Raw genomic sequence first — 12,625 nt, forward strand, 5'->3', positions numbered from 1 at the left:
GACCTTGTCGGTCGGTGGGAGGTGCCATTGCACGGTCCGTCGGTGAAAGAAAAGCCGCACAAGCCTGTCTCACCGGCGCCCCGGACGCATCACTACGCCTTTTTCCTGTTGCCGAACTTCACGATGCTCGCCTTCGCGATGGCGGTCGAGCCCCTGCGCATCGCCAACCGGATGAGCGGCCACGCCCCTTACCGATGGAGCGTCATCACGCTCGACGGCACCCCCGTTGCGGCCTCCAACGGCATTGCGGTGAACGCCGACATGTCGCTCAAGGAAGCGAAGGAGCGGGCCCGCACCGACGACCGTCCGGACTTCGTCTTCGTCTGCGGCTCGCTCGGCGTGGAGCGTTTCCACAACCGCGAGCTCAACAGCTGGCTCGGCACGCTCCACCGCCAGAAAATCGGCATCGGTGCCCTCGACACCGGCGCCTGGGTGCTCGCCGATGCCGGCCTCCTCGACGGCAAGCGCTGCGCCATCCACTGGGAATCGCTGCCGGCCTTCCAGGAGCGGTTTCCGGAAGCCGAAGCCTACGCCGATCTCTTCGAAGTCGACGACAACATCTCCACCTGCGCCGGCGGCACGGCTGCGCTCGACATGATGCTGCATCGTATCGGCATCGATCTCGGCGACACGACCGTTACCAAGGTCTGTGAACAGGCTCTGACGGACCGCATGCGCGGCTCGCAGGACCGCCAGCGCCTGCCTTTGCGCGCCCGCCTCGGCCTGCAGAACTCGAAACTTCTCTTCATCATCGAATTGATGGAGGCGAACGTCGCCGAGCCCCTGTCTCTGCTCGACATCGCCCGTTACGCCGGGCTGTCGCGCCGCCAGATCGAGCGGCTCTTCCGGCGCAATCTCGGGCGCTCTCCGGCGCGCTATTATCTGGAAATCCGGCTCGACCGCGCGCGCCATCTCCTCATCCAGTCGGACGTGCCGATCGTAGAAGTGGCCGTCGCCTGCGGCTTCGTCTCCGCCTCGCATTTTTCCAAATGCTACCGCGAGCTCTACGGCCGCTCGCCGCAACAGGAACGCCAGGGGCGCGAGAAGCCGCTCTCGTAATCCTCTTTGTCGACGACTGAGATCCGTCTATATTTCTTCTGTCGTCACGGGGGAATGCGATGGCGGAAATCTTTCAGGATAAGGATTCGCAGGCATCTCTGGGAAACATCCTTCGCGGTGCACTGGAAGAGCTTTCTCGTCTGCAAGCTCATGAAATCGTACGAGAAGATTATCGGAAAGAAACCTCCTCTTCTCTTCCGCTGATCTTGCAGACGCTGACGGTCGCGATCCGGTTGCTCGTGGATCTGCGCGCAGAGCAAACCTCGGCCGTGGGCGCGCACGAGGAGAGCGCCGGAGAGGTGCTGGCTTTCCGCTCCAACGCGGAAAGGCTCCTGGAAGCCCGCACGAGCATCGATCAGTTGCAGCATCTTGTGGGATCCGAGGGCGCCCTCGTGGCCAGGGACGCCGTGGCTGCCATTTCCGCGCTCACCCGGGCGGTGGCAGCGCTCGCCCTCATCGACGAATGCCAGAAGGCCGTGCCTTATCAGCCCATGGCGAGAGTGCGAAAGGCAGACGGGACGATGGTCTGGCGCTGCCTGCACGACCCGCCCCACGAAAGCTGAAGCCGGATGGAGCGGCTCTCGGCCTTTCTCGGCGATCTCTTCGGTGATCTCTGGCAACCGGCGAAAGGGCTCTCCCTCGCCCTTTTCGGCGTCGCCGTCGCCGATCTTCTGGTGCACGGGCACTGGACCGGCGTCGTTCTCCTCGTCGTCAGCGCAATTCTCATCGCGACGATCATGGATGCCTGCGGACGCTTTCTCCTGCCGTGGTATCCGCGCGCCGGTCTCGCTTTCCTGGAGCTCTGGATCGTCGCTCCAGCGAGCCTCGCAGCGCTCGCCTCCGGCCTCGTTATCCTCGTGGCTTTGGCGCTTGCCGTCCCGGAAGGCACGGCGCCTTTCGAGAAGGAAGCGATGGGGACCGTCGCGAGTGCCCTCACAGCCTTCCTCACAACGGGATTCATCAGTTTTGCCGGCGACAGCGGAACCAGCCGAATGGCGGCGCGCATCCAGAGGATCTTCTACGGAAAATATGGCCGGGCGGAGAGCTGGCCTCCGCCGCAAGACGGACGCATGCATTTCATCGCCAGCTCACGGGCCGAAAACCTGGTTTATTCCAATGCCTATTCCGGCATCGAAGGATGGGGGCTCAAGGCGCGCTGGGAACGGGCACGACGCCTTGAGGACGAAATCGAACGCGGCACCAGCACACCGCAGGCTGCGGACGACATCGTGATGCCATGAGGCCAATGGCTCGCCTCAGTAATCGTCGTTCATGCGCCGCCAGCGCATCCACATCTTTTCGCCGATCATGCAATCGACGCGCGGGGCGTCCTCGACCGTCTGCACGGAGGGCTTTGCCGGCCGGTAATCGGCGATCTCCAGAAGGAGTTTCTGGCGGATGGCCGTCGAAAACTCGCTGACGTCGCGGATCGGCAGAGCGAAGGCGCCGGTGCCGCCGATGACGCAATCCTCGTAATAGGCGTCGAGGTTCGGAATCGACATGAAGCCGCGGCCGCTCGACCCTTTCAGGAGGATCGGCAGGCCGTTGATGATCACCCCTGCGGCGACGAGACGGTCGCGCTCCACCGTCACCGGCAGGCCCTGATTGTTGGGTCCGTCGCCGGACACGTCGATCACCCGGCGCAGCCCCGCATAGCCGTTGTCGTCGAAGGCGGAGAAGGAAAAGCCGAGCGCACCGGAAATGGAGGTGCGGCGCAGGCGGCCGCTCGTCGTGGTATCGAGAGCCCCGGCAAAGGCATGGGCGCTCGCCGCATCTTCGATCAAGGTCCAGGGCACGATGATTTCTTGCAGGCTCGAGCCCGCCCATTCGACATAGGTGACGGAGATGCGCCCCCAGCCGCCGGAACGGATGGCTTTGATCACCTCCGGATCGCGGAAGGCGGCGACATAGCCCGCGCGCTGAAACACCTGCTCGTCGTAATCCATCGACCAGGAGACATCGACGGCGAGCACGAGTTCGAGATCGACGGGCGTGTCCTCGGCCGCAGAGGCCCGCATGCCCGCGCCGGCCAGCGCGAGTGTCAGGCACAGAGACAGGATCGGACGAGGCCGCATGCAAGAAGCATCCGGCATCGGTCGCGTCCGTCCAAATCACATTTGCCGGATTGGGGCCCGACGGAAGCTGCCCACCGAACGCAGGGAAGACATGCCGGCCCGGCCGCTCGGATTGACAGATGGGGCAGGCCGCCCTCTTTCCCCTGCAGCGCCCCTCCCCCCAAGCGAGCGCAGCATGGAGATTTCCTTGTCCAACGCCTTCCTCTTCGATCTCGACGGCACGCTCGTCGACAGCGTCTATCAGCACGTTCTCGCCTGGCGCGAAGCGCTCGACCATGAAGGCATTGCGCTTTCCGTCTGGCGCATTCACCGCAAGATCGGCATGAGCGGCGGGCTCTTCACCCACCAGCTCCTGCGCGAGATCGACAAGGATGTCGGCCCGGATATGGCGGAGCGGCTGCGCGTCCTGCATGCGGAGGCCTATCAGCGCCTCGTGCATTCGGTCGTGCCTCTGCCCGGCGCCTCGGAGCTTCTCAAGACCTTGAGCGAGCAGAACATCCCCTGGGCGATCGCCACCAGCGGGCGGATGGAGACGGCCGGTGCGAATTTGAAGGCGCTCGGCGTCGATCCCGACAAAGCGACCGTCGTCACGCGCGACCAGGTGCGCCACGCCAAGCCGGATCCCGATCTCTTCGTGGAAGCCGCCCGCCGTCTCGACGTCCCGATCGAACGCTCGATCGTCGTCGGCGATTCCATCTGGGACATGCTGGCGGCGGCGCGCTGCCGGGCGCTCGGCGTCGGGCTTCTTTCCGGCGGCTACGGGCAGAACGAACTCGAACGCGCCGGCGCGCTCCGCGTCTATGAAGACCCGGCCGACCTCCTCCATCACCTCGACGAGGTCGCCTCGCGCTCGACTTGAGGATGTCTCGGCTTCGCCGGCATGCGGCGGCCGACAGCAGCGCTCTAGGAGCTCTTTTCCGCGGCCGCTGATCGGTGCCGGTCCCAGACCTCGTGCTCATGGTCGATCGAGCGATCGATCAGTTCGCGCCAGACCGGCTCGGCGATCTTCTCCGAGAGCCCTTGCGTGCGGGCTTCCGCAAGCACCTTGGCGACGACATCCTCGATCCGCCAGGGCAGCCGAACCTCATCGGCGCGCGGTTTGATCCGCCCGGCGGCTTCGATGTAGCGCTGGCGCTCGGCCAGGAGCGTCACGAGGATCCGGTCCAGCCGGTCGATTTCGGCGCGCACCTCGTCCATCGTGGTGCAGTCTTCGGGGGGCTTCTGAGCGGTCGGGAAGGTCATGGTGCCCTCTCTACAGCTACCCGAGAAAGCCCGGCAAGACGCTTTCGCCGCCCTATCCCCTGAGCCTCTCATTGTTCGGATCGAACGACACGGCGAGATTGCTTCGACCAGCCCCGGGCTCGGGCAAGCTGCGACCGAGGCGTCGGCATTCTTCGATCCATTCCGCGATCGCCTGCTGGGTGTTCCTCAGCGCCTCTTCGGCGCTCGCGCCATCCGACATGCAGCCTGGAAGATCAGGGACACGCCCGACAAAGCCGCCTCCATCCTCGTTCGACAAGGGAGCAATCACGATCGCGTAGTCAGTCATTTGCTCCTCCTTTGTTTACCCCCGCAATCTCTCATTGTTCGGGTCGAACGGGCTCTCCTCAATGATCATCACGCGTTTGCGCTCGCCGAGAATCTGGATCTCCAGTTCGCCGCCGAGATCGGCCTCTTCGGGCCGCACCATCGCAAGCGCCAGCGAGGCGCCGAGCCGCCAGCCATAGCCGCCGGAGGTGGCCCGGCCGACGAGTTCGTCGGTTCCCGGCTTGAAGATCGGTTCAGAACCCCGCGCATCGGCATCGGTGACGCCTGCGACCTCCATCGTCACGAAGGTCCAGCGGTCGCCCTTCTCGCGCGCTTCCACGAGCTGGTCGCGGCCGATGAACTGGCCCTTGTTGGGATGCACGAAGCGGTCGAGGCCGCTCTCATAGGCGGTGTATTCGATCGACAGCTCGCGCGGAATGAGCCGGTAGCTCTTTTCGAGCCGCATCGTGTCCATCGCGCGGATGCCGAAGGGCTTGATGCCGAATTCTTCGCCCGCCTGCATAAGAAGGTCGAAGATCGTGTTCTGCATCTCGATCGGATGATGCAGCTCCCAGCCGAGCTCGCCGACGAAATTGACGCGCAGCGCATGCGCCTGGGCAATGCCGATATTGACGAAGCGACCCGACAGCCACGGGAAGGCGGCGTTGGAGAGATCCGCATCGGTGAGTTTCTGCAAAAGCTCGCGCGAGCGCGGGCCGGCGACGACCAGAACGCCCATCTGCGTCGTGATGGGACGCAGACGGACCGTCCCGTCCATCGGCGCGAGCTTCATCAGCACGTCGTGGTCGTGGCGCTCATAGGCGCCCGCGGAGACGAGATAGAAGCGGTCCTTCGCCCATTCGTAGACGGTGAATTCGGAGCGCACGCCACCAGACGGCGTCAACAGATGGCAGAGCGCGATGCGCCCACGTTTCTTCGGGATGCGGTTGGCGAAGATCGCTTCGAGCCAGGCACGCGCGCCCGGTCCCCACACCTCGATCTTGGCGAAGGCCGACATGTCGAGCACGCCGACGCCGTTCGTCACATTCTTCACCTCTTCGCCGACGAAGGGGAAATAATTGGAGCGGCGGAAGGACCAGCGCTCGCGGATCTTTCCCGTATGGTCGGCGGGCGGATGGTTGTCGTTCGTCAGCGTGTCGTCGACGTCGAGCTCTTCGGCCGGCACCTCGTAGCCCGCAGGCGCGAACCAGTTCGGCCGCTCCCAGCCATAGACGGAGCCGAAGACCGCCCCGAGATCGGCCATGCGCGAATAGCACGGCGCGGTCTTCAGGGGCCGGCCCGCCGCCCGCTCCTCGTCGGGATAGTGCATGGTGAAGACGTTGGCGTAAGCCTCTTCGTTCTTCGCCTTGAGATAGCCGCGCGAGGCATAGGGGCCGAAGCGGCGCGGATCGACACCTGTCAGATCGAGCGAGGGCTCGCCTTCGACGATCCATTCGGCGAGCTGCCAGCCGGCGCCGCCCGCCGCCGTCACGCCAAAGGAATGCCCCTCGTTCAGCCAGAAATTCTTCAGATCCCAGGCCGGGCCCACCATCGGCGAACCGTCCGGCGTATAGGCGATGGCGCCGTTATAGACCTTCTTCACGCCGACCTCGCCGAAATAGGGCACGCGCGTGATCGCCGTTTCCACATGCGGCATCAGCCGGTCGAGATCTTCCTGGAAGAGCTCGTATTCGGAATCGGGATCGGGCCCTTCGACATAGCAGACCGGCGCGCCCTTTTCGTAAGGTCCAAGCAGAAGGCCGCCCGCCTCCTCGCGCATATACCAGGAGGAATCGGATTCTCTCAAAACGCAGAGTTCGGCGCCGCCGCTCTTGCGGAATTCCTGGATCGCGGGGATGGGCTCCGTCACGATATACTGGTGCTCCACCGGGATGACGGGGATTTCGAGACCCACCATCTCGCCGGTCTTGCGCACGAAATTGCCGGTGGCGGAGACGACGTGCTCGGCGTGGATGTCGCCCTTGTCGGTCTTCACGATCCAGGAATGGTCGGGCTGCTGCTCGAGCCCCAGAACGGTCGTGTAGCGGTTGATCTCGGCACCCAGATTGCGGGCCCCGCGGGCGAGCGCCTGGGTGAGATCGGCCGGCTGGATATAGCCGTCGTCGGGATGGGCGATGGCGCCCAGGATCCCGTCGGTGTCGACGTAGGGCCAGCGCTCCTTGATCTCCTCGGGCGTCATCTCGACGACATTGACGCCGATCGTGCGCGCCACGCCCGCATAATATTGATACTCGTCCCAGCGGTCCCTGGTGCGGGCAAGACGCACATTGGAGACTTTGCGGAAGCCGGTATCCATGCCGGTCTCTTCCGCCAGCTCCTGGTAGAAGCGCACGGAGTATTTGTGGATCTGGCCGACCGAGTAGCTCATGTTGAAGAGCGGCAGGAGGCCGGCGGCGTGCCAGGTGGAGCCGGAGGTGAGCTCGCGCCGCTCCACCAGAACGACATCCGACCAGCCCTTTTTCGCCAGATGATAGAGGGTCGCAACGCCCACGACGCCGCCCCCGATCACCACCACGCGCGCTTTGTCCCGCATTCCCCGCTCCCTTGAAGTCCCGATCCTCAAAGATGAGCTTAGGGCGCGTCATCGCGCGATCATGGCTCTTCCGCGACACGCCGTAATCTCTGTGAGGCACGCGGGCACGCGCGGCGAGAATGTCGGCTCCCGAAATGTACGGATATCAGGCGGCGGAGCGGTCTTCGACGGCCTCGCCCGGCAGGCCGCCGAAGCGGCGCTCGCGGCGATGGAAGGCGGCGACGGTCTCAGCGAGATCGCCGGCCGCAAAATCGGGCCACATCACCCCGGTGAAGGCGAGTTCGGCATAGGCGCATTCCCAGAGGAGGAAATCGCTTAAGCGTTTTTCGCCGCCGGTGCGCAGGAGGAGATCGACGTCGGGCGATGCCGCGGCTCCCGAAATCCGGCGCGCGATCGCCTCCTCGGAGATGTCGCCCGCTGCGGCGCAGTTTCTTGCGGCCTCAGCGATCGCCCAGCGGGCGGAATAGTCGAAGGCGATGCGCAGATGGAGTTTGCGGCCCGCCGCCGTCGCCCGCTCCGCCCTCGAGATCGCGGCGCCAAGCCCGAAGGGAAGTCGGTCGCGCCGCCCGATCACGGAGAGCCGGACACCGTTGTCGACGAGTTCGTCCACCTCGCCGGCGAGATAGTGCCGCAGAAGCTGCATCAGCGCCGCCACTTCCGCCTTCGGCCGGCGCCAATTGTCGCTCGAAAATGCGTAGAGCGTCAGCGTGCCGATGCCTTCCGAAGGGGCGGCGCGCACCACGCGGCGCACCGTCTCGACGCCCGCCTCGTGGCCGGCTTTCCGGGGAAGGCCGCGTGCCGTCGCCCATCGCCCGTTGCCGTCCATGATGATGGCGACATGAAGTCTGTCGTCGCGACCACTTTGCATTACAAAGCCTCCTGGCAAAAAAAGAGAAATCAGGCGAGCTTCGGCCGAAGCCGTCCCTTCGCGTCCTCGGCATCGGCGGGCTCTCTCTCCTCATCCGCCGCGCCCGTCGCACCCGCGGCATCGCGCACGACCCGCTCCAGAACCGCGAGATACTCCACGAAACGGCGGCGTCCCTCTCCCGTCATGCGGCAGGTGGTGAGCGGGCGCTTGCCCTCGAAGCCCTTGTCGAGACGCACGAGCCCCGCCTCTTCGAGCACCTGCAGATGCCGGCTCAGATTGCCGTCCGTCAGCCCGCAGAGTTTTCGGAGATCGGCAAAGGCAAGGCCCTTCGGATGCGTGGCGAGCGAGGTCAGGACGCCGAGCCGCGCCTTTTCGTGGATCACCCGGTCGAGCCCTTCATAGGAATAGGGCGCAGCAGCCGGGGCCGACGCGTCTTTTGTCTCAACCATCGGCCTCTCCCGGCGCGAAATAGAGGATCGCGGCGATCGCCACCTGTCCGACCGAAAAGGGAATGCCCATCATCCAGGGCGACAAATGCGGGCCTTCGCTCGCAAGCGCGAAGACGACGAAGCCCGAAACGAAATACCAGACACCGGCGAGGTGGATGCCGCGCGGCAGCGACCGCGCCGAGGCGAAGACCCCGAGACTGACGAAGACGAGCCACAGGCCCGGCAGCATCCACAGGGCCTGCGGCGCGACGCGCGCGATGGCGAGCGTCAGAAGCGCTCCCGCCGCGCCCGCCGGCAGAAATTGCTGCACGGCATTGTAGAGCATCGCGTCGGCGAGCCCGGCATGATGGCGCCGGGTTCGCACCGCCATCTCCACGCCGATGATGATTGCCGAAATCACGGCTGTGGCGATCCAGCCGCCGAAAAAGGCGATGGGATTCGCAAGCGGTGCGCCGATCAGAGCCTGCTGCGCCGCCGCCATAAAAAAGGCGAGCACCCCGGTCGTCGCGAGCGCGCCCGGCCCAAAACCACGAAACGCCGTCGCCGCCGCCATCTGGTTGCGGATCTCATCGATATCGGCGAGGGCCTTCTGAAGGTCGCGCACCAGCGGCTCCAATCAACTCTGCAATGCAAAGTATACGGATTTGCAAAGTGGCGCAAGTTCGACCCGTCCACCGGCCATTCGGCGCGCCGGACTTATTCGGCGAGCTCGACCAAGGCGCGCTCGATGTCGCTGTCGGAGATGACCTCGACCTCCTCGAATTCGCGCAGGCCCACCTCCTGCGTGAACTGGAACTGCAGATCGGTGAGTTTTTGCGTGCACGCCTGGTCCTCGGAGGCACGCGCCGTCGTCACGCGAATCTTCAGGACGCGGGCGATCCCCGCCGTCTCGCTCTCCCCCTCGCCGACCGCTTCCGCCGTCGCGACCTGGCAGGGCTCGGGCGCCGTGATCAGGCCGCGCACGCGAAGCGTCGCCGGGGACGAATCGGGCGTGTCCTCCAGCGTCGCCTGAACGCTCGTCAGTTCGCCGACTTCATGCGCCCCGCTGAGCGTCGACTGGGCCGCCGCCCATGCCGGAAACATCGCCATGGAAAGGCTCAAAAAGGTCGCGGCTGCGGCAGGCTTCATTCTGATCTCCGAACTTGTTCTCATGCGCGCAAGGTGGCACGCCTCAAAGGGTCGTGCCACCTTGCGCCCTGGCACGCCGAACGGGCGAGGGTCTCCAACGTTCCCTCGCTCCGCGCTCTCGCCTCGTCTTTTTCAGCCCCCGGACACGTCCATGCTCCTTTCAAATCGCGACATCGTGGAACTGACGGAATGGCGGCGAAAGCTCCATAAGCGCCCCGAAATCTCCGGCGAGGAGGAGGAGACCGCCGCGGAAGTCGCCGCCTTCCTCGCACCGACGACACCCGACCGGCTCCTCACCGGGCTCGGCGGGCATGGGCTTGCTGCCCTTTACGAATCCGGCCGGCCCGGTCCCACGCTCATGTTCCGCTGCGAGCTCGACGCGCTGCCGATCACCGAAGGGACGGAAGCGCCGCACCGCTCGGAGATTTCCGGAAAGGGCCATCTTTGCGGCCATGACGGGCATATGGCGATCCTCGCCGGCGTCGCGCGCAGCCTTGCGTGCCGCCGGCCCGAAAGCGGCCGCGTCATTCTCCTCTTCCAGCCGGCGGAAGAGACCGGCGCGGGCGCGGCGTCCGTTCTCGCCGATCCGCGCTTTGCCGAGATCGCGCCCGACTTCGCCTTCGCGCTTCATAATTTTCCGGGTCTCCGCCTCGGCCATGTCGCCCTGAAGGACGGCGCCGCCGCCTGCGCCTCGCGAGGCATGAAGATCACCCTCACCGGCCGCACCGCACATGCCTCGCAGCCCGAGACCGGCCTCTCGCCGATGCCGGCCGTCGCACGGCTGATGCCGGAGCTGACGGCGCTCGCGGCGGGTGGCGCGCTCGTGGAGGATTTCTCGCTCGTCACCATCACCCATGCAACGATGGGCGAGCCGGCTTTCGGCATCGCCCCCGGCGAGGCGGAGATTTTTGCGACCCTGCGCACGCTTCAGGACGCGCGCATGGAGGCGCTCGTCGCCCGCGCCGAGGCGCTGGTAGCGGAGACGGCAGGCGCTTTCGGCCTCTCCTTCGACATCACCTATGAGGATGTCTTCTTGGCCTCAGACAACGATCCCGACGCGGTTGCGCATCTCCGCCGGGCGCTCGACCATGAGCGGATCTTCCATGCTCCCGGCGAGCCGATGCGCGCCTCGGAAGATTTCGGGCGTTTCGGCACGAGCGCGAAATCCGCCCTCCTCTTCCTCGGCGCCGGCGAGACCCATCCGCCCCTGCACGATCCCGAATACGATTTCCCGGACGATCTCATCGCCATCGGCGCGCGCATCTTTCTGCGCACGGCCTATGACATTCTGGGCTGAGGATCGGGCTTCCACGCGACGATGGAGCCGTTGACAGGCGCACGCAGCGTTTTACCACGGTCACCGCGTAGCCGCCGAGGTTCCATGCTCGATTCGTCCGTGACATCTGCCCGCGCGACGGGCACGCCGAAAACAGGCGCGCCGAAAGACGACACCCCATGACCGGCCGCGTCACAGACATGGCCGACAATGCCGAATTGCAGCGCCTCGCCGGACGGCTGAAGCCGCTTCTCTTCCTGCGCGGCATGGAGGGGGACCGCGTGCGCCTCGCCGTGCTCCTCATCCGCCCGTTCACGCCGGAGCTTCCGAACCTCGTCACGCGCAACGGTGCGGTCGAGCCGGAGCTCCTCCTGTCGCGCTATGGCCTCCTCGCGCTGCGCTACACCTTCGCCTTGCCGACCGGCGCCGAGGTCCAGAAAGCCGCCTGGTACGAGCTCGAAGGCACCCGCTACGTCGTCAACACGGCCTATGACGGCGATCTCGCGCTCGCCTTCGTCTCCTGCAACGGCCAGGAAGAAGGCGACCGGGAACGGCCGGAAGAAAGCCGCAACACGCTTTGGGCGCGGCTTGGTGCGGCGCATGCGCGAGAGCCGCTGCATCTTCTTCTGCATGGCGGCGACCAGATCTATGCCGACGAGATCCTCGAAGCGCATCCGCTGACGCGCGAATGGGGCCGCGATCGCGGCGATCCGGGCTCCAATTCCGGCGCGGAAGTGCCGGAGGTCGTCGCCGCGCTGCGCCGGGTTTTGTTGCAGCGTTATCTCGAACTCTACGGCCAGCCGGCCATTGCCGACATTCTCTGCCGCGTCCCCTCGCTCGCCATGTGGGACGACCACGACATCTGCGACGGCTGGGGCTCGCTTCCGGACAAGAAACTCGATTCACCCGTCGGCAACGCCGTCTTTGCCGTCGCGCGCGAGCAATTTCTGCTCTTCCAGATGGGCGCCGTCGAAGGGGCCTTGCCCGAAACCTGTCTCGACCCCTCCGGCACCTCGCTCACCTGGCGCGTCGACATGCCGGGGCTGACACTGGTCGCGCCCGATCTGCGCTCGGAGCGGCGGCGCGACCGGGTCATGGGACCGGCGGGCTGGCGCACGCTCGCAACGGCGCTCGCCGACGCCGAAGATGGCCGCATCCTTCTGTTGTCGAGCGTGCCGGCTCTCGGCCCCCGTCTGTCGCTGATCGAGGCGGTGATGCGGATCACGCCGATCGCGGAGAAATACGAGGACGATCTGCGCGATCAGTGGCAAAGCCGCACGCATCGCGAGGAATGGTGCAAGTTCCTGCGCACGCTTCTTGCCGCGCATGAGCGGGACGATACGCGCCTCACGGTTCTTTCCGGCGAGATCCATCTCGCCACCCGCAGCACGCTCGCCTCCGATACCGGCGACCTCCATCAACTCGTCGCCTCCGGCATCACCCATCCGCCGCCGCCGAAAGCCTATGCGGCCACCCTCGGCGCGCTTGCGAGCTTCGGCTCCGCCCCCTTGAAGCAGCATCCGATCAAACTTTTGCCGCTCCCCGGCAAGAGCACGATCTACACGGCGGAGCGCAACTATCTGAGGCTCGCCCGTCGACACGGCGCCTGGGAAGCCTGGTGGGAGCTTGAATCCGGGCCGACGGAAAAGCTCGTCATCTGAGGCGGGCGGACAGATCGATCCGCCGCCA

The 12,625-nt window shown here is 65.6% G+C and carries 14 protein-coding genes; 6 read left to right on the top strand and 8 right to left on the bottom strand.

What is annotated here, in order from left to right:
- Positions 1–123: 123 nt before the first annotated feature.
- Genes ACK8CP_RS10020 through ACK8CP_RS10030 form a run of 3 tightly spaced genes read left to right on the top strand, consistent with a single transcriptional unit; the run spans position 124 to position 2,300 of the window.
- Complete coding sequence (locus tag ACK8CP_RS10020; protein ID WP_414834234.1) at positions 124–1,059, top strand: GlxA family transcriptional regulator; 936 nt, start codon at positions 124–126, stop codon at positions 1,057–1,059.
- A gap of 59 nt (positions 1,060–1,118) precedes the next feature.
- Positions 1,119–1,622: a hypothetical protein gene (locus tag ACK8CP_RS10025; protein ID WP_414831650.1), complete on the top strand. Its 504-nt coding sequence runs from the start codon at positions 1,119–1,121 to the stop codon at positions 1,620–1,622.
- Positions 1,623–1,628: 6 nt separating this feature from the next.
- Complete coding sequence (locus ACK8CP_RS10030; RefSeq protein ID WP_414831651.1) at positions 1,629–2,300, top strand: hypothetical protein; 672 nt, start codon at positions 1,629–1,631, stop codon at positions 2,298–2,300.
- A 15-nt stretch (positions 2,301–2,315) separates the two neighbouring features.
- On the opposite strand, the gene ACK8CP_RS10035 is transcribed toward ACK8CP_RS10030, so the two are convergent.
- Positions 2,316–3,134 carry a DUF1194 domain-containing protein gene (locus tag ACK8CP_RS10035; protein WP_414831652.1) on the bottom strand — a complete coding sequence of 273 codons (819 nt, stop codon included), beginning with the start codon at positions 3,132–3,134 and terminating at the stop codon, positions 2,316–2,318.
- A 175-nt stretch (positions 3,135–3,309) separates the two neighbouring features.
- Here ACK8CP_RS10035 and ACK8CP_RS10040 point away from each other — a divergent pair, with 175 nt between their 5' ends.
- Positions 3,310–3,993, top strand: a complete 684-nt coding sequence (locus tag ACK8CP_RS10040) for an HAD family hydrolase (protein WP_414831653.1) — start codon at positions 3,310–3,312, stop codon at positions 3,991–3,993.
- 44 nt (positions 3,994–4,037) lie between these two features.
- Here the strand turns inward: ACK8CP_RS10040 and ACK8CP_RS10045 are convergent, their stop codons facing one another.
- The 7 genes from ACK8CP_RS10045 to ACK8CP_RS10075 all read right to left on the bottom strand — a co-directional run bounded on the left by ACK8CP_RS10045 (position 4,038) and on the right by ACK8CP_RS10075 (position 9,660).
- Positions 4,038–4,376, bottom strand: a complete 339-nt coding sequence (locus tag ACK8CP_RS10045) for a chorismate mutase (protein ID WP_414831654.1) — start codon at positions 4,374–4,376, stop codon at positions 4,038–4,040.
- A 52-nt stretch (positions 4,377–4,428) separates the two neighbouring features.
- Complete coding sequence (locus tag ACK8CP_RS10050; RefSeq protein ID WP_414831655.1) at positions 4,429–4,683, bottom strand: type II toxin-antitoxin system HicB family antitoxin; 255 nt, start codon at positions 4,681–4,683, stop codon at positions 4,429–4,431.
- Positions 4,684–4,698: 15 nt separating this feature from the next.
- Complete coding sequence (locus ACK8CP_RS10055; protein WP_414831656.1) at positions 4,699–7,215, bottom strand: GcvT family protein; 2,517 nt, start codon at positions 7,213–7,215, stop codon at positions 4,699–4,701.
- A 145-nt stretch (positions 7,216–7,360) separates the two neighbouring features.
- Positions 7,361–8,083: a di-trans,poly-cis-decaprenylcistransferase gene (locus tag ACK8CP_RS10060; RefSeq protein WP_414831657.1), complete on the bottom strand. Its 723-nt coding sequence runs from the start codon at positions 8,081–8,083 to the stop codon at positions 7,361–7,363.
- A gap of 29 nt (positions 8,084–8,112) precedes the next feature.
- Positions 8,113–8,532, bottom strand: a complete 420-nt coding sequence (locus tag ACK8CP_RS10065; RefSeq protein WP_414831658.1) for a transcriptional regulator — start codon at positions 8,530–8,532, stop codon at positions 8,113–8,115.
- Entirely contained in the window at positions 8,525–9,136 is a 612-nt protein-coding gene (locus ACK8CP_RS10070) for a hypothetical protein (protein WP_234630593.1), read from the bottom strand. Before ACK8CP_RS10070 ends, ACK8CP_RS10065 begins: the two co-directional genes overlap by 8 nt.
- A gap of 92 nt (positions 9,137–9,228) precedes the next feature.
- Complete coding sequence (locus ACK8CP_RS10075) at positions 9,229–9,660, bottom strand: hypothetical protein (RefSeq protein ID WP_234630592.1); 432 nt, start codon at positions 9,658–9,660, stop codon at positions 9,229–9,231.
- Between the two features lie 151 nt (positions 9,661–9,811).
- On the opposite strand from ACK8CP_RS10075, the gene ACK8CP_RS10080 reads away from it, so the two are divergent.
- On the top strand, positions 9,812–10,957 hold the full coding sequence (locus tag ACK8CP_RS10080; protein ID WP_414831659.1) for an amidohydrolase: 1,146 nt from the start codon (positions 9,812–9,814) through the stop codon (positions 10,955–10,957).
- Between the two features lie 158 nt (positions 10,958–11,115).
- Positions 11,116–12,597: an alkaline phosphatase D family protein gene (locus ACK8CP_RS10085; protein ID WP_414831660.1), complete on the top strand. Its 1,482-nt coding sequence runs from the start codon at positions 11,116–11,118 to the stop codon at positions 12,595–12,597.
- Positions 12,598–12,625: the final 28 nt, after the last annotated feature.

The organism is Afifella sp. YEN Y35, from assembly GCF_047553465.1.
Lineage (GTDB): Bacteria > Pseudomonadota > Alphaproteobacteria > Rhizobiales > Afifellaceae > Afifella > Afifella aestuarii.

Coding starts and splice junctions, on each gene's coding strand:
- ACK8CP_RS10020 (WP_414834234.1), top strand. CDS start 124: ATGCTCGCCTTCGCGATGGCGGTCGAGCCCCTGCGCATCGCCAACCGG.
- ACK8CP_RS10025 (WP_414831650.1), top strand. CDS start 1,119: ATGGCGGAAATCTTTCAGGATAAGGATTCGCAGGCATCTCTGGGAAAC.
- ACK8CP_RS10030 (WP_414831651.1), top strand. CDS start 1,629: ATGGAGCGGCTCTCGGCCTTTCTCGGCGATCTCTTCGGTGATCTCTGG.
- ACK8CP_RS10035 (WP_414831652.1), bottom strand. CDS start 3,134: ATGCGGCCTCGTCCGATCCTGTCTCTGTGCCTGACACTCGCGCTGGCC.
- ACK8CP_RS10040 (WP_414831653.1), top strand. CDS start 3,310: ATGGAGATTTCCTTGTCCAACGCCTTCCTCTTCGATCTCGACGGCACG.
- ACK8CP_RS10045 (WP_414831654.1), bottom strand. CDS start 4,376: ATGACCTTCCCGACCGCTCAGAAGCCCCCCGAAGACTGCACCACGATG.
- ACK8CP_RS10050 (WP_414831655.1), bottom strand. CDS start 4,683: ATGACTGACTACGCGATCGTGATTGCTCCCTTGTCGAACGAGGATGGA.
- ACK8CP_RS10055 (WP_414831656.1), bottom strand. CDS start 7,215: ATGCGGGACAAAGCGCGCGTGGTGGTGATCGGGGGCGGCGTCGTGGGC.
- ACK8CP_RS10060 (WP_414831657.1), bottom strand. CDS start 8,083: ATGCAAAGTGGTCGCGACGACAGACTTCATGTCGCCATCATCATGGAC.
- ACK8CP_RS10065 (WP_414831658.1), bottom strand. CDS start 8,532: ATGGTTGAGACAAAAGACGCGTCGGCCCCGGCTGCTGCGCCCTATTCC.
- ACK8CP_RS10075 (WP_234630592.1), bottom strand. CDS start 9,660: ATGAAGCCTGCCGCAGCCGCGACCTTTTTGAGCCTTTCCATGGCGATG.
- ACK8CP_RS10080 (WP_414831659.1), top strand. CDS start 9,812: ATGCTCCTTTCAAATCGCGACATCGTGGAACTGACGGAATGGCGGCGA.
- ACK8CP_RS10085 (WP_414831660.1), top strand. CDS start 11,116: ATGACCGGCCGCGTCACAGACATGGCCGACAATGCCGAATTGCAGCGC.